The sequence below is a fragment of the Streptomyces polyasparticus genome (assembly GCF_014493765.1).
In the GTDB taxonomy this organism is placed as follows: domain Bacteria; phylum Actinomycetota; class Actinomycetes; order Streptomycetales; family Streptomycetaceae; genus Streptomyces; species Streptomyces polyasparticus.
This window is the reverse complement of record NZ_JACTVJ010000001.1, coordinates 270,321-286,936: the sequence shown is the minus strand read 5'-3', so window position 1 is coordinate 286,936 and position 16,616 is coordinate 270,321. Positions and strand designations below refer to the sequence as shown.

The window sequence follows — 16,616 nt, the reverse complement described above, 5'->3', positions numbered from 1 at the left end:
CGTGCACCGGTGTCAGGCGGCGTCCGTCCCGGTGTCCGTCTTGGCCCCGCTGCTCTCCATCGCGGCCCGGAACTTCGCATATCCGGCGAGCTCGGTGACATCGCCCGTACGTCCGGACTTACGGGCGCGCGTGGCCCAACTCGCCCACAGGGCAGCGCCGATCGCGGCGAAAAGCGGAATGAGCAGCCATGCGAGCGATGCCATACCGACCTCCCGACCCCAACTGCCCGATCACTACTGAGTGATCAGCAGATTAGCCATCCGTACCGACAACGCTCACGGCGGGGTTCGAGTTACGCAACCGGAGGGGTCTGTGTGGCCCGTGGGTCAGCAGGCGCCGACCCACTCCTCGGTCCCGTCCGAGAACTTCTGGTGCTTCCAGATCGGGACCTCGTGCTTGAGGGTGTCGATCAGCTGCCGGGAGGCCTCGAAGGCCTCGCCCCGGTGGGGGCAGGAGACGGCGACGACCACCGCGATATCGCCCACCTCGAGGTCGCCCACGCGGTGGACGGCCGCGAGCGCCCGCACCGGATAGTCGGCGCACACCTTCTCGGCGACGCGGCGCAGCTCGGCCTCGGCGGTCGGGTGGCAGGAGTAGCCGAGCGCGTCGACGTCGGCGCCTCCGTCGTGATTGCGCACGGTGCCCACGAAGAGCGTGGTGCCGCCTGCCGCGCTGTCGCCGACGGCCGTGAAGACCTCGTCGACCGAGAGCGGGGTGTCGCGGATCGCGAGCAGCCGGATCGGATCCTGCGCCGCCTGCTCGCCTGGGTGGTCATACCGTGCAGCCATGCCCTCCATCGTGCCGTACGGGAGCGGCATCGCGGAATAGCGGTTTCGACCGGGGGTGTGGTCCTCCGGTCGGAGGGTCCTACAGCACGTGGGGTCAGAACGGCGGCTCGTCGTGGTGCCCGGGAGCACCCCACTGCACGGGCGGGTTCGCGACCGGCGCCTTGAGGACTGTCACCGCGTCCTCGACCCGGCCCAGCTCGATCAGGTAGCCGGCCAAGGGCCGCCTGTGCACGGCAGCCTGCGACTCGAGAACTGCCACAGCCTCCTCGATACGGCCGGCATCGGCGTACAGCTCGGCAATGGGCTCCGCGGCATACGCGGTGCCGGCTTCGGGATGGGAGCGGGCCCGCGCCACCGCTTCATCGGTGCCGTAGCAGGCGGCCATGAGCGGCAGCCGTATCCAGTACAGGTCCCACTCCTCCTTGCCCTTGCGGGCACCCGCGAGGGCGTCCAGGTGCGTCAGTCCCTCCTCAGCACGCCCCTGGGCGAGGTACAGCCCGGCCAGGGCATGGAGGATCCAGTCGTCGCCGTTGTACGTCTCCGCCTGGGCACGCATCACGTCGATCGCCTCGTCGCCGCGGCCGTGCCGGGCCAGGAGCTGCGCGAGTGCATAGGCGATGTCGGGGCCGTGGGCCGAAGAGCAGTCGCCCTGCTTCCGATACGCGCTGATCGCGCCTTCGATGTCGCCGCGCCGCTCCAGCACTTCGGCCAGACACCTCAGAGCGTCCCCCAAGGTCTCGCTGGCCGCATAGGCGCGCAGTTCCTCGATCCGGTCGTGCCGGGCCAGCAGGTCAGCCAGCTGATCGCGGCCGTTGACCGACGTGATGCTCCGGGTGCGCAGCAGGGTTACCGCTTCGTCCACGCGTCCTTGGCGTTCACGGACGGTGGCCAGCAGGCTGATCGCCGTGTCCGCGTCCAGGCCGCGGCAGCACCACGGGGAGTCGCATCGGTGGTCGGCGGGGATCCGGGCGGCGAGCAGCTCGGCCGCTTCCTCGTCACGGCCGGCCGACTCCGCCACGTCGACCAGGGCCGTGGCGACGGACCAGTCGTCGATGCAGGGCCGCGCAAGGTCGAAGGCCTCGTCGCCGCGGCCGTGCCGGGCCAGCAGGCGCGCGTGGAACTCCAGCGCCATCGGATGCCCGGCTTCCATGCGGGCTCGGCTCAACGCGATTGCCTCGTCGGCCCGCCCCCAGCTCTCCAGCAGTTCCGCCGTGCTCCTCACGGCGGTCCACCAGCCCGTCTCGACGTACGGGGCGAGGACCTCCAGGGCATCGGCCTGCCGGTCCCGCTCGCCGAGCAGCCGTGCCCACTCCCGTGCGCAGAACCACTCCCCGCGGCGGGCCCAGGCCTCGACCGTTGCGGCGTGGCCGAATGCCAGGAGCCGGGAGACCAGATCCGGCGGTATGCAGCCGGATTGCGTCCGGGCGCGGTGGTCAAGATCAGCAGCGTCCACGACGACCTACCGTAGCCCTGCCCCAGGCCTGTCAGACCCCGCGTCGTCAGACCCCACGTCGCTTGCGAGCCCTCCGTACCACCGCCGCCGCACCCAGCAGCGCGACCGTCGCACCCGCCGCACCCGCGGCCGTGGCGTCCTTGCGGCCCAGGCGGCGGCCCGCGACCGTGTGGCGGCCCGCGACCTCTTCGAGGAGTTCGGCGAGCACCTCCTCGTTGGTCCACTGCGGGCGCCAGCCCGCGTCGTGCAGGCGGCTCACGCTGACGACCCAGGGGTGCATCGTGTACGCGAGGTCGCCCGCCGGGGACGGGGTGAGGCCGATGCGGTGGAGGCGGGCGGCGGCGCCGAGCGCGACCGTCGACGGCAGCTCCATGCGGCGGATCCCGCTGAGCTCCTCGACCTCCTCCTGCTCCAGCCAGCCGTCGCAGCCGACCACGAGCTCGCCCTCGACCTTCTCCAGGGCCGCGTACTCCAGGGCGCTGCACAGGTCGTCGACATGGCAGAACTGCCAGGCGGGACGCGAGCCGGCCACCACGAGCAGCCGCGGGGACTCGAAGTACCTGGTCAGGGCCGTGTCCGTGCCGCCGACCAGGACCGCGGGGCGCAGGACCGTGACGTTGAGGCCGGGGTGCGCGCGGGGTGCGCGGCGGGCCAGGCGCTCGATCTCGAGCAGGTCGCCGACGCCGGTCGCTTCCGCCGTGGCCTTGAGCTCGGAGTCCTCGGCGAGCGGGAGTTCGTTCTCGGGCAGGGCGCCGTAGACCATGGCGGAGGTGCACAGGACCACGCGGTGGACGCCGGCCGCGGCGGCCGCGGTGAGCACGGTCTGGGTGCCGCGCACGTTGTACGCGGTGCGGGCGGCCGCGTCCGTCTCCAGGTCGAGGTCGAGCGCCAGGTGCACGACCACGTCCGCGCCGCGCAGCTTCTCGGCGATCGCCGGGTCCCGTACGTCCAGGATGTGCCACTGGGCGGCCGCGCACTCACCGCGCCGCTCGTCGATGGCGATGACCTGCTTGATCTCGTCCGAGGCGGCCAGGCGCTCGACGAGCTTCGCGCCCACGCCGGTGGCCGCGCCGGTCACGGCGACCACGGGGCCCCGCACCGGCAGGGTTGAGTCGTTTCGCGCTGCGCGAACCTTCGGATCCGGGGAACTCACCAGGCGTCTCCAGCGGTTGTCTTCAGTACGTACGTGAATGACGCGTACGTACCAGGTGGCGTCCATCCTGCCGCAGGCCTTGCAAAGGCGGAGCACCGAGGCCCGAAGCGGGCCGGGTGTCTACGCTGGGTGGTGTGACCGACCGGCCGCGCACCGGCCGGTCCCAAGTCGGGCAGTCGCCGCCGGCAGTCAGCCGGTGGCCCTACGAGCCGAGGATTCCCGTGAGTGACACCCCATTCGGATTCGGCCTTCCGCCGGAGGAGCCGGAAGACGGCGACGAGGGCAAGAAGAAGGACCAGGGCGGCGGTGGCCAGGGCGGCGTTCCGGGGAACCCCTTCGGTTTCGGGTTCCCGGGGGCCGGCGGCGTCGGCGGCCCGGGCGGTGACAATCCGTTCGCCGCGATGTTCGGGTCGATGAACCCCAATGACCTGGGCGCCGCGTTCCAGCAGCTCGGCCAGATGCTCTCGTACGAGGGCGGCCCGGTGAACTGGGACATGGCCAAGCAGATCGCCCGCCAGACCGTCTCGCAGGGCACCGCGGACGGCACCAAGGACGCGAGCGTCGGCACGGCGGAGCGCGCCGCGGTCGAGGAGGCCGTGCGCCTGGCGGACCTGTGGCTGGACGGCGTGACCTCGCTGCCGTCGGGGGCGAACACGGCCGTGGCCTGGTCCCGCGCCGAGTGGGTCGAGGCGACCATCCCGGTCTGGCAGGAGCTCGTGGACCCCGTCGCCGAGCGCGTCGGCAATGCGATGGGCGATGTGCTTCCCGAGGAGATGCAGGCCATGGCGGGCCCGCTCATCGGGATGATGAAGTCCATGGGCGGCGCCATGTTCGGCCAGCAGATCGGCCAGGCCGTGGGCGTGCTCGCGGGCGAGGTCGTCGGCTCCACCGACATCGGTCTGCCGCTCGGCCCGGCCGGCAAGGCCGCGCTGCTTCCGGTGAACATCCAGGCGTTCGGCAAGGACCTGGGCATCGACCAGAACGAGGTGCGGCTGTACCTCGCCCTGCGCGAGGCCGCCCACCAGCGCCTGTTCGCGCACGTGCCGTGGCTGCGCTCGCACCTGTTCGGCGCGGTCGAGGGCTATGCGCGCGGGATCAAGGTGGACACCACCAAGCTGGAGGACGTGGTCGGCCAGTTCGACCCGTCGAACCCGGAGGAGCTGCAGAACGCGCTGCAGTCCGGCATGTTCCAGCCCCAGGACACCCCGGAGCAGAAGGCCGCGCTCGCCCGTCTGGAGACGGCGCTCGCGCTGGTCGAGGGCTGGGTGGACGCCGTGGTGCACGAGGCCGCCAAGGACCGTCTGACCTCGGCGAACGCGCTGCGCGAGACGCTGCGCCGGCGCCGCGCGAGCGGTGGTCCCGCCGAGCAGACCTTCGCCACGCTGATCGGTCTCGAGCTGCGCCCGCGCCGCCTGCGCGACGCCGCACGCCTGTGGGCCTCGCTGACCGACGCCCGTGGCCTCGACGGCCGCGACGGTCTGTGGGCGCACCCGGACATGCTGCCGACGGCGAAGGACCTGGACGACCCGGACGGGTTCGTGCACCGCGGCGACCAGGGCCCGGACGCGTCCTCGGACGACGACGAGCCGAAGCTGGACTTCGACGCGATCGACAAGATGCTGGGCGAGGCTGCGGGCAAGCCGGACCTGCGCAAGCACAAGGATGAGGACGACGACAGCAAGTGAGCCTGCACGAGAACGCCACCCTCGTACTGAAGTCGTACGAGGACCAGGAAGAGCTGCGTCAGCAGTACCTCGACCACCTGGCCGCGCACCCCGACGGCATGTGGAAGGCCTGTGAGGCCGGTCATCTGACGGCCTCCGCGCTGGTCGTCGACCCCTCGCGCGGCAAGGTGCTGCTCACGCTGCACAAGAAGCTGAACATGTGGCTGCAGATGGGCGGCCACTGCGAGCCGGGCGACACCTCCATGGAGGAGGCCGCCCTGCGCGAGGCCACCGAGGAGTCCGGCATCGAGGGGCTCACCCTCCTCGACGGCGGCCCGGTGCGCCTGGACCGGCACCCGATCCCGGCACCCTGCAACTGGCATCTGGACATCCAGTACGTGGCGCTCGCGCCGGCCGGAGCGCCGGAGGCGATCAGCGACGAGTCCCTCGATCTGCGCTGGTTCTCCTACGACGAGGTGGCGGGCGTGGCCGACGAGTCGGTCGTACGCCTTGTGGAGCGGGCGCGCGCCCGGGTCTGACACATGGGTAAGGGGCGGGCGCCATTGGCACCCGCCCCTTACTACTGCCCAACTGCCTTGCTACGACCAGGCGTTGCCCTGGTTCTGACCGCGGGCGCCCTGCTGGCCGGCGCCGAACTGGGCGGCAACCCCGGAGCCGATCACCGCGTTCTGCGGCGGCATGACCTCGCTGGGCTGGACCAGGACATAGCCCTGGCCGAGGAAGCTGAGCTCCCAGCCCTCGCCGGTGTTGCCGCGGCGGCGGCGCACGCTCGAGTTGGTCGTCTGCGCCTGCATCTGCACGCGCAGCGAGGTCGACCAGGCGACGATCGCGTCGGCGTCGACGCTCACGTACTTCTCGGGCGTGACCTGCATCATCAGCGGCTGGCCCGAGGTCATGAGCGCGACCTTGCCGGTGCCGGTGATGTTCAGCTGGTACTTGCCGGATCCGGAGATCCCGTACTGGCTGTCCACCGCGATGACTTCGTGGTTGAGCTGGGTGTCCAGGGCGAGGACGTACTGGCTGTCCACCGTGAGGCCCTCGCGCTCCACGTCCACGAGGTGGATGTACTGCGCGAGGTTCGCGAGGTAGACGGTGCCCTGCCCTGAGCAGCGCATCAGGTCGAGGCCCTCGCCCGTGCGGTTGCGCGCGCGGCGCTGGCCGGCGGACTGGTACTCGCCGTCGAACTCGATCAGACCCTGGTACGCGACCATCGCGCCCTTGCGGGCGAGCAGGTCGTCATGACCCTGCAGGGCGACCCGCAGCAGCTGCGGGTTCTGCAGGGCGTAGCGCTCCTGGCTCTGGTTCTCGGTCTGGCTGAAAAGCGCACTCTGCATGGTGTGTTCGCTCCCCCTAGCCCCGGACCCGCAGGCGGTCGGAGCTGTCCTCGCTCGGCTGTACGACGACGATGCCCTGGCCGGAGAAGGCCATCTGGTAGGCCTCTCCGCTGCCCCGCCCGACGAGGGAGGAGGCCTTGAAGCTGCGCTTGCCCTTCACCTTGAGGTTCGGGGACCAGGCGAGCAGGGCGTCGGGGTCGACGTACGTCTCGTCCTCACCGCGGCCGCAGTCGACGACCAGCGGCGTACCGCGCGAGGTGATGGCCACCCAGCCGGTGCCGGCGACCTCGACGTTCCACAGGCCCTGGCCTGCGAACTTGGCCATGCCCTTGACCTTCTCGACGCCCCACTGCAGGTGCGCGTCGAAGGCGAGGAGGTTGGTGCCGTTGACCGACAGCGAGTCGTTGTTGAGGTTGATGACGACCACGTCGGCGCCGTAGTCGGCCAGGTAGAGCAGGCCGTCGCCGGAGCACTTCATGATCGGGGCGCCTTCGCCGGTGATCCACTGCGAGGCGATCTGGCGGACGGCCGGCGGGTTGGGCTCGTACTGGATGAAGCCTTCGTACGACACCATCGAGCCGGTGCGTGCGTAAAGGTCCTGGCCACTGGCCATGGCGACCTTGAGCATCGTGCGGCCGTGGTTCTCCATACGGGCGGCCATCGGGGTCGGGGCGTAGCCCGCGAGTTGCTGCATCATTTCTTCGGGCTCCCTCAGACCTCGTAGGGCTGGACGACGATGAAGTTGCCGGGCGCTCCCCGGAATTGGAGATTCACGGTCTCTCCGCTGTGCCCCGGGAAGGAATTCCGGCGCAGGCGCACCTGGCTGGAAATGATCACCTGGGCCGCCGAGGACCACGCCACGATCGCATTGCTGTCCGCGTACGTGGTGGGCGTGACCGGAAGGACCACGGGAATGCCGTGGGTCTTCACGATGACGGTGCCGGTGCCCTGGAACTGCATGGTGAACAGGGCGCCGCCCGGAATGCCGTGGCCTTCGATACGCCGCACCTCGTGCTGCAGCGTCTCGTCGAAGGCGAGGACGTTCTCGGCGGAGACGCAGATGCCGTCGCCCTGCAGCTCGATGGAGTGCAGATGCGCACCGTTCTCGGCGAGGAAGACCTGGCCGCGGCCGGTGCAGCGCATCAACTGCATTTCCTGGCCGGTGGCGTTGCCGATGATCCGGCCCGCGAAACCGGCGCTCTTGTACGAGAAGTCGACCTTGCCCTGGTACATCACCATGCTGCCCTGGCGTGCCAGGACCGGGGTGCCGCCCATGCTGAGGTCGACCCGCATCATCTGCTGGTTCTGCGGGGTCCAGCGGGTGCCGGTGGCCGTCTCCTTGTACGGCTGCAGCGCGGCCTGCAGGCCGGCGCCCACGGCGGGCTGCGCCTGCGGCATGCCGTAACCGGCCTGCTGCGGAGGCATGCCGGGCGGCTGGCCGAACCCCTGGGGTGCGGCGGGCTGGCCCGGGACCTGCCCGAACTGCGGCTGCTGCGGCGGCTGCTGGCCGTAGCCGGGCGGCGGTGCGGGCTGTCCGGGGGCCGGGGCCGGCGGCGGGACCGTGCCCGTGGGCATCGGGGCGACGACGGTGGGGGCCGTGTGGACGCTGGGCGCCTGGGGCTGGGGCGGCGTCTGCTGCGGGGCCGGCGCGGCCGGGGCGCCGAAGTTCGGAGCCGGGGCGGGCGCGGGAGCCGGACCGCCGGCAGGTGCGCCGAAGGCCGGGGGCGCGGCAGGTGTCGCGGGCGCGCCGAAGGACGGTGCGGCCGCCGGCTGCTGCGCCTGGGGCTGCTCCTCGGCGACCTCGCCGCCGAAGTTCTTCAGAAGCGCGTCGAGTCCGCCGTCGAAGCCCTGGCCGATGGCCGCGAAGCGCCAGACGTCCTTCAGGTAGAAGTCGCCGAGCATCACGGCGCGCTCGGTGGTGAACTCCGATCCGTCGAAGGCGTACCGGCACACCTCCTCGCCGCCCGCCACGATCCGGATGTAGCCGGGTCCGATCTGCGACATCTGTCCGTTGCCGTCGATCGTCGCGGTGAACGAGAGCCGCTGGATCTGCGGCGGAATGCGGTCAAGCGTGACCCGGAACGACTCCGTGTCGCCCGACTGCGCGCCGAGGAGCTGCAAGGACTCCTCGGGCGACTTGGGCTGGTTGAAGAAAATGAAATAGCGGTCGTCGGAGAGCTGCTCATTGGCGTCGAGGCCGAAGCAGCTGATGTCGAAGCTCAGTCCGGGAGCCGCGATCTGCACACCTACGTACAGATCGGTGCCCGCAGTGAGATCACTGATCTTGGCCTTGTGGCCGCGTTGGAATTCCCTGGCCATGCGTAACGACCGTCCCCCATCCCGATGATGTGTGCGTCGCGCGTCAGGCTAACCGCAAATCCTGGGCATGGGCCAAGCCGGGACAGACTCGGTACACAGCGGCTTCACGACCGCCGGGTTGTGATTATTCGGTGCGGGCGGCCGGAAGATGCGGAAGACGTTCGGCGGCCACCACTCCTTCGAGGTAGCCGCGAGCTCTTTCGGTACGGGGGTACGCCTCCAGAAGGCGCCAGAAACGGGGCCCGTGACCGGGCACGAGCAGATGGGCCAGCTCGTGCAGGAGGACGTAGTCGACCACGTACTCGGGCATGCCCTGCAGCCGGTGGGAGAGCCGGATGCTGCCCTCGGCCGGGGTGCAGGAGCCCCAGCGGGTGTTCTGATTGGTCACCCAGCGTACGGAGACGGGGCGGGCGCGGCCCTCGAAGTACTGCTCGGACAACAGCTCGGCGCGTTCGGCGAGTTCCGCGTCGCCGAGGAGGCGCTTGCTCTCCTGAGCTGCGAGCTTGTCGAGCATCACACCGACCCAGCGCTGCTCTTCGGCCTCGGACATCCGGGCGGGGATCAGCACGATGGTGCGGTCGCCCTCGCGGTACGCGGAGACGGTGCGGCGCCGGCGGGCGCTGCGGCGGACCTCGACCTGGCCCTTGTCCAGGCCCGACTCCGGTGCTTCCGCGTGATCCGTACCGGCCTGTCCCGTACCCGCCTGGTCCGCGCTCGCCGCCGAGCCGCGTGGCGGCTGGTGCTTCGTGCTGCGCTGTGGACTTCCGGCGCGGTGCAGTGGGTCGGCGGGCACGCCCCGACGTTACCGGCTGTGGATGGCGGAAGTCCCGTCTCCGGGCGGGTTCGGGCCTGGCGGCCTGCGGACGGGTCGCGTTTGTACGACTTATCTGCCTGCCTGTGGACAACTTTCTGCAGGGCCGACGGGACCTGGTGCACGGTGTCCGCATGCACCCGCGACTCAAGACCTCGCTGCGCCACGCCTGGCGTGATCTCACGACCCTTCAGCTCGGTGTCACCCCTGCGCATGCCCGGACGCTCGGGCCGGTCGCGCTCGGCATGCTCGGGCTGCTCCGCATGCTCGACGGGACCCGCGGGGTGCCGTTGCTGCGGGCCGAGGCCCGGGCCGCGGGCCTGCCGGAGGGTCAGGTGGACGCCCTGCTCGACCGCCTCACCGCGGCCGGGCTGCTCGACGACGCCACCGCGGGCGCGGGCGATCCGGCCGTCGATCGCTTACGTGCGCGGCCGGAGGCCGCCGACCGCCTTGCCCCCGAGGCGGCCGCGCTCTCCCTGGTCGACGGCGCACCTGGTGCGGGCATCCGCCGGCTGGCCTGGCGCGGGCGGAAGAGCGTGCAGGTGCGCGGGGCCGGACGGGTCGGCGCCCAGGTGGCCGCGCTGCTTTCGGCCGCGGGGGTCGGGCGGGTCGATGTGGTCGACAGCGGGCGCGTGGAGCCGTGGGACGTGACGCCCGGCGGGCTGCCCGGCACGGCCGTCGGGGAGCGCAGAGCGGATGCCGCGCGACGGCTTGTGCGTCGATGCGCGTCCGGCTGCGCCACCCGCCCCCGCCGCGGGTACGGCCTCGTCGTCCTCACCCCGCGTGACGGCCTGGCGGCCTACGCGCCGGACCCCGCCGAGGCGGAGCATCTGGTCGCCCGGGGTGTTCCCCATCTCTATGCGGGGGTGCTCGAAGCAACCGGATTCGCCGGGCCGCTCGTCCTTCCCGGCCACTCCCCCTGCGCGGGCTGTGCCGAGCGGCAGCGGATCGCGGAGGATCCGGCCTGGCCTCTGCTCCTGACCCAGTGGCGCTCCGGCGGAGCCGTACGGACCGGACGCGGCGCTCCCGTACCGGCCGGGGCGCTCGCCCTGTCGGCCGCGGTCGCCGGGCTCGCCGCCGCTCAGGCGCTCGCCCACCTCGACGGGGACATACCAGCCGCCACCGGACACCGCTGGGAGCTCACCCTGCCCCGGCTCGCCTGGCAGTCGATTCCGCTGCGTCCGCATCCCGCGTGCCCTTGCGGGGCACAAACCAGCTGGGCACAGGCGCGGCAGGCGTCCGTGCAGCCCAACCCCGATACCGCCTCAGAAGATCCAACACCGCAGGAGACAATGAGCGTGCAGACCCGACGCGTGACAGGACGCGGAGGTCACCAACCGCCCGTCAAGGCGCGGCAGTCCGGTCCCCGGACTGGGAGTCCGGTTTCCGGAGCAGGAGGGGCGCATGTCTGATCTTCCTCGCAAGGCGGTCACCCGAACCGCCAAACTGGCCGCGCTGCCGCTCGGCTTCGCCGGGCGCTCCGCCTGGGGCCTCGGCAAGCGGATCGGCGGCAAGTCGGCCGAGATCGTGGGCAAGGAGCTGCAGCAGCGCACCGCCGAGCAGCTGTTCAAGGTGCTCGGCGAGCTCAAGGGCGGAGCGATGAAGTTCGGGCAGGCGCTGTCCGTCTTCGAGTCGGCGCTGCCCGAGGAGATAGCGGGCCCGTATCGCGCGGCGCTCACGAAGCTGCAGGAAGCGGCGCCCCCGATGCCGACGCGCACCGTGCATGCGGTGCTCGCCGAGCGGCTCGGCGAGGACTGGCGCGGACTGTTCGAGGAGTTCGAGGACAAGCCGTCGGCCGCCGCCTCGATCGGGCAGGTGCACCGGGCCGTGTGGCACGACGGCCGTGAGGTCGCCGTGAAGGTCCAGTACCCGGGCGCGGGCGAGGCGCTGCTCTCCGATCTCAATCAGCTGAGCCGGTTCGCCCGTCTCCTCGGCCCGCTCATCCCGGGCATGGACATCAAGCCGCTGATCGCGGAGCTGCGCGACCGGGTCTCCGAGGAGCTCGACTATGGGCTCGAGGCCGCCGCGCAGCGTGCCACCGCCGAGGAGTTCGCGGGCGATCCCGATGTCCTGGTGCCCGCGGTGGTGTACCAGGCCGAGGAGGTCCTGGTCACGGAGTGGATGGACGGCATCCCGCTCTCCGAGGTGATAGCCGAGGGCACCGAGGAGCAGCGCGACCGCGCAGGCCAGCTGCTCACGCGTTTCCTCTTCTCGGGTCCTGCCCGCACCGGCCTGCTGCACGCGGACCCGCACCCGGGCAACTTCCGTCTGGTGCCGACCGGGGCGGACGATGCCGACGACTCCGAGGACGGCTCCGATGTTGCCGGGTGGCGCCTTGGTGTCCTCGACTTCGGGACCGTGGACCGGCTGCCCGGCGGGCTGCCCGAGACCATCGGCCTTGCGCTGCGGATGGCGCTCGAGGGCGAGGCCGACGAGGTGTACGCGATGCTGTGCGAGGAGGGCTTCGTCAAGGAGAGCATCGACCTCGAACCGGACGCGGTGCTCGACTATCTACTGCCGATCATCGAGCCGGCGCTCGCCGAGGAGTTCACGTTCACGCGCGGCTGGATGCGCAGCCAGGCCGCGCGGATCGGCGATCCCCGCTCCCCCGCCTACCAGTTGGGCAAGCGGCTGAATCTTCCGCCCGCCTATCTCCTGATCCACCGCGTCACGCTGAGCACCATCGGGGTGCTGTGCCAGCTGGGGGCGACCGTACGGATGCGGGAGGAACTCGAGGAGTGGCTGCCCGGGTTCGTGGAGACACTCGCCGAAGCGGAGGAAGCAGAGGACGAGGGCGAGGAGACCGCGGCGGAGGCCTGAGCGCTCACCGCCGAGGAGACGGTGGCAGAGGCCTGCGCGCCTACCGCCGAGGAGACGGTGGCAGAGGCCTGCGCGCCTACCGCAGAGGGGACAGTGGCGCAGGCCTGCGCGCTCGCCGCCGAGGAGACGGTGGCGGAGGCCTGCGCACTCACCACCAGGACGAGTCCAACCGGCTCTCGATCGCCCGGAGATGCTCGCGCGAGCAGTCGTCGCAGAAGTAGTGGCGGCTGCCGTTCTCCACGGAGCAGGTCCAGGTCGGCCGGGGCGGGGCGGCCGTGATCCCACAGCGGGCGCAGACGAGTTGCTCGCCGGCCGGCATGCGGTGGTCTTCGGCCTGCCCGCGGCCGGTGGCGGTGTCGGCTTCCTCGGGGCGCTGGTCCACACCGCGACGATAGACCCGTTTCCACGGCGGCCGCGGGCACAACGCACCGCGGGGGCCGCCCGGTTCGGACGGCCCCCGCGGTTCACGGAAGGATCAAACTGGCTGCGGCGGTCAGCTCATGACCGCCATCGCGAGGGCGCGGCGCGCACGGAGCGAGGCTCGCTCCGCACGGCGCTGCATCCGGCGCGCGGCCACGAGGCGGACCGCCTCGCGCTCGGCGTCGGCCTCGCGCAGTCGGTCGTGCATGTGTGCACGTGCCAGGGCTTCTGGTTGGAGTTGCATTTCGCGGGTCCTGTTCTGGCGTGAGTCGATCACGCCGGCGTGGGAGAAGTCAGAGATGGTGCTGGAGCTACGGGGCTCAGTGGACGGCTTCATGGGGGCCTGCTTCATGGGGTCGTGCGTCAGGGGGCGGTCGATGGTTCCGGTGATGCTCATGCGACGACCGGGTTCTTGCGCGGGCGGCCACGCGGCCGCTTGCGGGCGACGACGACACCCTGGACGAACAGCTCGCCACCCCAGACACCCCAGGGCTCGCGCCGCTCCTTCGCACCGGCGAGGCAGGCCTCGACCAGCGGGCAGGTACGGCAGAGCGACTTGGCGTACTCGACGTCCGCAGGCGACTCGGCGAAGAAGACCTCCGGGTCGAACGAGCGGCAGGGGACGGGTACACCGAGGTTCTCGATGGCGTCGTCAAGCGCGGTGAGCGCGGTGAGGGGAGTCAAGGTGTTCTCCTGAAGGCCGGGCGGGGGGTACGTCTCTGAAGGCGGTACTGACGGGGCGTGCGTTTCGGTAGGCACGGTGTGTGTCGTCCTCGTCTGGTCGTTCCGGCCGGTCGGCCGGGTGGCGGCTGGTACCAGGTACTGCATTTCCATGGCTCCTTCTGCTTCGTCCGTCCGGTTCGGGACAAACGAAAGGGCCGCGGATCCCGGATGGGGTTCCGCGGCCCTGAAGGCGCCGGCCTGATCGTCGATCAGGCTGGATCACTCCAGGGTTCGAGCCCGCGGAAGGCCCACATGTGCTGGTGCTGCGTCGTCGTCTGCTTCCGGGATCCGGCACCGGCCGCCGCAAAGGCATAGGCCTGCGCCTGTGCCACTACTGCTTCCGGTGCCTTGGTCGGTCGCTCATTGCCGCCGAGGAGACGCTCACTGGCGAGCAGCGAGACGGAATCCACGGAAGCGGCAATGGGAGCCGGGGCGGCCAGACGGCCGGCGCGAACGCCGGACAGACCGGTGCCCAGGAGCGAGATACCGAGCGGGCAGGTGGCGACGACCGAGCGGTCAACGTCGGTCATTTTGGTGCGGTTGATGATGCTGATCACTGGACTCGCCTCCTCTCGGCGTCTCGGGACCGGTGGTGCTGTGTTGCCACAGTCACCAGTCGCTGATGTTCAAGGTCTTCAAGTACAACACGGAATCCGGGCTTCAGGAAGCGTCCGTTTCAGGGCCTCATGAAGCGCCCGTCTCCGTGCTTGAAGAACCTATGGGTCTTCGTCGGGCGCGCGCAAACTATTTTTTCGACGAGTTTTCCTCAGACACCCTCGTCCTCTTCCGCAACTCCCGTCGCAGGCGCCTCACCTGCACAGATGGCGAGGACGTCGGCGCCGAAGCGGTCAAGTTTTCTTCTGCCGACCCCGGGGATGCGCGCGAGCGCCTGCTCGTCGTCCGGGATGTTCTCCGCGATCGCTATGAGCGTCTTGTCCGTGAACACGCAGTATGCGGGCTGACCGATCTCCTCAGCCCGCTCCGCACGCCAGTCGCGCAGCCGCTCGTAGAGCCCTTCGTCCATGTCGGAGGGGCAGTCCTCGCAGCGCATCAGCTTGAGCTCGCCGGCGTCGGTGAGGGTGCGTCCGCAGACGCGGCAGGGCACGGGTGCGCGCGGCTTGCGCGCGGGACCTCGGGTGCCGCGCTCGACGGACGAGCCGCCCGACACTCCCCCGGCCCGCCGGAGCCCCGCGCCCACGGAGCCCGGGCGCAGTCCGTCGAGGAAGGAGCTCGGCCGCCGGCTCGCCCGGCCGCCGGGCGAGCGCGCGAGCGCCCACGAAAGGGACAGATGACGCCGGGCGCGGGTGACGCCCACGTACAGCAGGCGCCGCTCCTCCTCGACCTGCTCATCGGTCGTCGCGTACGCGATGGGCAGCATGCCCTCGGTCAGGCCGACCAGGAACACCGCGTCCCACTCCAGGCCCTTGGCCGCGTGCAGCGAGGCGAGGGTGACTCCCTGGACGGTGGGCGCGTGCTGGGCGGCGGCCCGCTCGTCGAGCTCGGCGACCAGGTCGGCGAGGGTGGCGTCCGCCTTGGCCGCGGCGAAGTCCTCGGCGAGGCGCACCAGGGCGGCGAGCGACTCCCAGCGGTCGCGGACCGCGCCCGATCCTGCCGGGGCCTGGCTGGTCCAGCCCTTGGTGGACAGGACGGCGCGCACCTGCGAGGGCAGGTCCACGGCATCGTCGAGCAGCGAGTCATTGCCGCCGAAGCGGGCCGCGCCGCGCAGGGCGGCGCCCGCCTCGCGTACTTCCTGGCGCTCGAAGAAGCGCTCGGCGCCACGCAGCTGGTAGGCGATGCCGGCGTCCGCGAGGGCCTGTTCGTAGAGCTCGGACTGCCCGTTCGTACGGAAGAGGATCGCGATCTCGCTCGCCGGGGTGCCCGCGGCCATGAGGTCGCGGATCCTGCGGGCGGTGTGCTCGGCCTCGGTGGGCTCGTCGCCGTACTCGGCATAGACGGGCTCGGGGCCGCCCTCGCGCTGCGAGACCAGTTCGAGGCGGTGTTCGGCGGCGCGGCCCTTCGCGGCGGCAAGCAGTCCGTTGGCGAGGTGGACGACCTGGGGGGTCGAGCGGTAGTCGCGGATCAGCTTGACGACGGTGGCCTGCGGATGGCGCGTACGGAAGTTGAGGAGGTGGTCCGGGGTCGCGCCCGTGAACGAGTAAATCGTCTGGCTCGCGTCGCCCACCACACACAGGCTGTCGCGCTCGCCGAGCCACAGGTCGAGCAGCCGCTGCTGGAGCGGGCTGACGTCCTGGTACTCGTCCACGACGAAGTGCTGGTACTGCGCGCGGACCTGCTCGGCGATGTCATAGCGGTCCTGCAGGATCGCGACCGTGAGCAGCAGCACGTCCTCGAAGTCGATGACGCCGCGCTCCTGCTTGAGCTGCTCATAGTGCGTGTAGATACGGGAGATCTCGGCCGGATCGCGGGGGGCGTCGCGGCCCGCCTTCACCACGGCCGCCGGGTAGTCCTCGGCGACGGTCTGGGTGACCTTGCACCACTCGATCTCGCTGGTCACATCGCGCAGCTCGCCCCGGTCGAGGCGGATACGGCAGCGGGCTGCGGCCTCCGCCACCAGCTGTGCCTTGCGCTCCACCAGGCGTGGCATGCCGCCGCCGACGGCCTTGGGCCAGAAGTACTGCAGCTGGCGCAGCGCCGCCGAGTGGAAAGTGCGCGCCTGCACCCCGGTCGCGCCGAGCTGGCGGAGCCGGCCGCGCATCTCTCCCGCGGCGCGGTTGGTGAACGTGACGGCGAGCACACTCGACGGCTGGAGGATTCCGGCCCTCACCCCGTACGCGATGCGGTGGGTGATGGCGCGCGTCTTGCCCGTACCGGCTCCCGCGAGCACGCACACCGGCCCGTGCAGGGCGGTGGCGACCTCGCGCTGCTCGGGGTCGAGCCCGTCGAGCACGGCGTCTGCGCTTCCCGGGACGTCCGGGAACAGCGGGGAAGGCGTTGCAGCTGTCACCCCGCCATGCTGCCAGGTCTCGGGAGCAGCCCGTGCCGCTTGTCCACAGGGGGGCACTATCGGTCGTACTAATGAGCGGACCTTTGTGGGAATGGCGCAGGCCTGACGTACGTTCTCCCCAGGTGCGAGCACGAAGTGCGACCC

At 71.0% G+C, this 16,616-nt stretch carries 17 protein-coding genes; 4 read left to right on the top strand and 13 right to left on the bottom strand.

From position 1 onward, the window contains the following. Positions 1 to 12 precede the first annotated feature (12 nt). The 4 genes from H9Y04_RS01160 to H9Y04_RS01145 form a co-directional block, all read right to left on the bottom strand. Positions 13 to 204, bottom strand: coding sequence for a hypothetical protein (locus H9Y04_RS01160; RefSeq protein ID WP_187811694.1), 192 nt, complete (start codon positions 202 to 204; stop codon positions 13 to 15). Between the two features lie 123 nt (positions 205 to 327). Further along, positions 328 to 789 carry a molybdenum cofactor biosynthesis protein MoaE gene (locus H9Y04_RS01155; RefSeq protein WP_187811693.1) on the bottom strand — a complete coding sequence of 154 codons (462 nt, stop codon included), beginning with the start codon at positions 787 to 789 and terminating at the stop codon, positions 328 to 330. A gap of 94 nt (positions 790 to 883) precedes the next feature. Then, complete coding sequence (locus tag H9Y04_RS01150) at positions 884 to 2,242, bottom strand: tetratricopeptide repeat protein (RefSeq protein WP_187811692.1); 1,359 nt, start codon at positions 2,240 to 2,242, stop codon at positions 884 to 886. 46 nt (positions 2,243 to 2,288) lie between these two features. Beyond that, a complete protein-coding gene (locus H9Y04_RS01145) occupies positions 2,289 to 3,395 on the bottom strand; it encodes an SDR family oxidoreductase (protein WP_187811691.1) in 1,107 nt (368 codons plus the stop codon). A 221-nt stretch (positions 3,396 to 3,616) separates the two neighbouring features. On the opposite strand from H9Y04_RS01145, the gene H9Y04_RS01140 reads away from it, so the two are divergent. Beyond that, the gene (locus tag H9Y04_RS01140) at positions 3,617 to 5,080 is read left to right on the top strand and encodes a zinc-dependent metalloprotease (RefSeq protein ID WP_187811690.1); all 1,464 of its coding nucleotides are present in this window, start codon (positions 3,617 to 3,619) and stop codon (positions 5,078 to 5,080) included. Beyond that, a complete protein-coding gene (locus tag H9Y04_RS01135; protein WP_187811689.1) occupies positions 5,077 to 5,598 on the top strand; it encodes an NUDIX hydrolase in 522 nt (173 codons plus the stop codon). Before H9Y04_RS01140 ends, H9Y04_RS01135 begins: the two co-directional genes overlap by 4 nt. A 60-nt stretch (positions 5,599 to 5,658) precedes the next feature. Here H9Y04_RS01135 and H9Y04_RS01130 read toward each other — a convergent pair whose 3' ends face one another. The 4 genes from H9Y04_RS01130 to H9Y04_RS01115 form a co-directional block, all read right to left on the bottom strand. Beyond that, on the bottom strand, positions 5,659 to 6,414 hold the full coding sequence (locus H9Y04_RS01130; protein WP_187811688.1) for an AIM24 family protein: 756 nt from the start codon (positions 6,412 to 6,414) through the stop codon (positions 5,659 to 5,661). A gap of 16 nt (positions 6,415 to 6,430) precedes the next feature. Further along, positions 6,431 to 7,111 carry an AIM24 family protein gene (locus tag H9Y04_RS01125; protein WP_165332976.1) on the bottom strand — a complete coding sequence of 227 codons (681 nt, stop codon included), beginning with the start codon at positions 7,109 to 7,111 and terminating at the stop codon, positions 6,431 to 6,433. A 14-nt stretch (positions 7,112 to 7,125) separates the two neighbouring features. Then, entirely contained in the window at positions 7,126 to 8,733 is a 1,608-nt protein-coding gene (locus tag H9Y04_RS01120; protein ID WP_187811687.1) for a TerD family protein, read from the bottom strand. Positions 8,734 to 8,857: 124 nt separating this feature from the next. Continuing rightward, entirely contained in the window at positions 8,858 to 9,526 is a 669-nt protein-coding gene (locus tag H9Y04_RS01115) for a M48 metallopeptidase family protein (protein WP_187811686.1), read from the bottom strand. 152 nt (positions 9,527 to 9,678) lie between these two features. Between H9Y04_RS01115 and H9Y04_RS01110 the strand changes: the two genes are divergently transcribed. Together H9Y04_RS01110 and H9Y04_RS01105 are read left to right on the top strand one after the other, a co-directional pair. Next, complete coding sequence (locus tag H9Y04_RS01110; protein WP_187811685.1) at positions 9,679 to 10,956, top strand: ThiF family adenylyltransferase; 1,278 nt, start codon at positions 9,679 to 9,681, stop codon at positions 10,954 to 10,956. Then, a complete protein-coding gene (locus tag H9Y04_RS01105; protein WP_187811684.1) occupies positions 10,949 to 12,364 on the top strand; it encodes an ABC1 kinase family protein in 1,416 nt (471 codons plus the stop codon). The genes H9Y04_RS01110 and H9Y04_RS01105 overlap by 8 nt, the downstream gene beginning before the upstream one ends. Before the next feature lie 148 nt (positions 12,365 to 12,512). On the opposite strand, the gene H9Y04_RS01100 is transcribed toward H9Y04_RS01105, so the two are convergent. From H9Y04_RS01100 to H9Y04_RS01080, 5 genes are all read right to left on the bottom strand, one after another. After that, on the bottom strand, positions 12,513 to 12,746 hold the full coding sequence (locus H9Y04_RS01100) for a hypothetical protein (protein ID WP_187811898.1): 234 nt from the start codon (positions 12,744 to 12,746) through the stop codon (positions 12,513 to 12,515). A 111-nt stretch (positions 12,747 to 12,857) separates the two neighbouring features. Continuing rightward, positions 12,858 to 13,181, bottom strand: coding sequence for a putative WhiB-interacting protein (locus tag H9Y04_RS01095; RefSeq protein ID WP_187811683.1), 324 nt, complete (start codon positions 13,179 to 13,181; stop codon positions 12,858 to 12,860). Continuing rightward, positions 13,178 to 13,543: a WhiB family transcriptional regulator gene (locus H9Y04_RS01090; protein ID WP_187811682.1), complete on the bottom strand. Its 366-nt coding sequence runs from the start codon at positions 13,541 to 13,543 to the stop codon at positions 13,178 to 13,180. The genes H9Y04_RS01095 and H9Y04_RS01090 overlap by 4 nt, the downstream gene beginning before the upstream one ends. A gap of 173 nt (positions 13,544 to 13,716) precedes the next feature. Beyond that, the gene (locus tag H9Y04_RS01085) at positions 13,717 to 14,064 is read right to left on the bottom strand and encodes a hypothetical protein (RefSeq protein WP_438818056.1); all 348 of its coding nucleotides are present in this window, start codon (positions 14,062 to 14,064) and stop codon (positions 13,717 to 13,719) included. A 209-nt stretch (positions 14,065 to 14,273) separates the two neighbouring features. Then, positions 14,274 to 16,529, bottom strand: a complete 2,256-nt coding sequence (locus H9Y04_RS01080) for an ATP-dependent DNA helicase UvrD2 (RefSeq protein ID WP_308800815.1) — start codon at positions 16,527 to 16,529, stop codon at positions 14,274 to 14,276. Positions 16,530 to 16,616 lie beyond the last annotated feature (87 nt).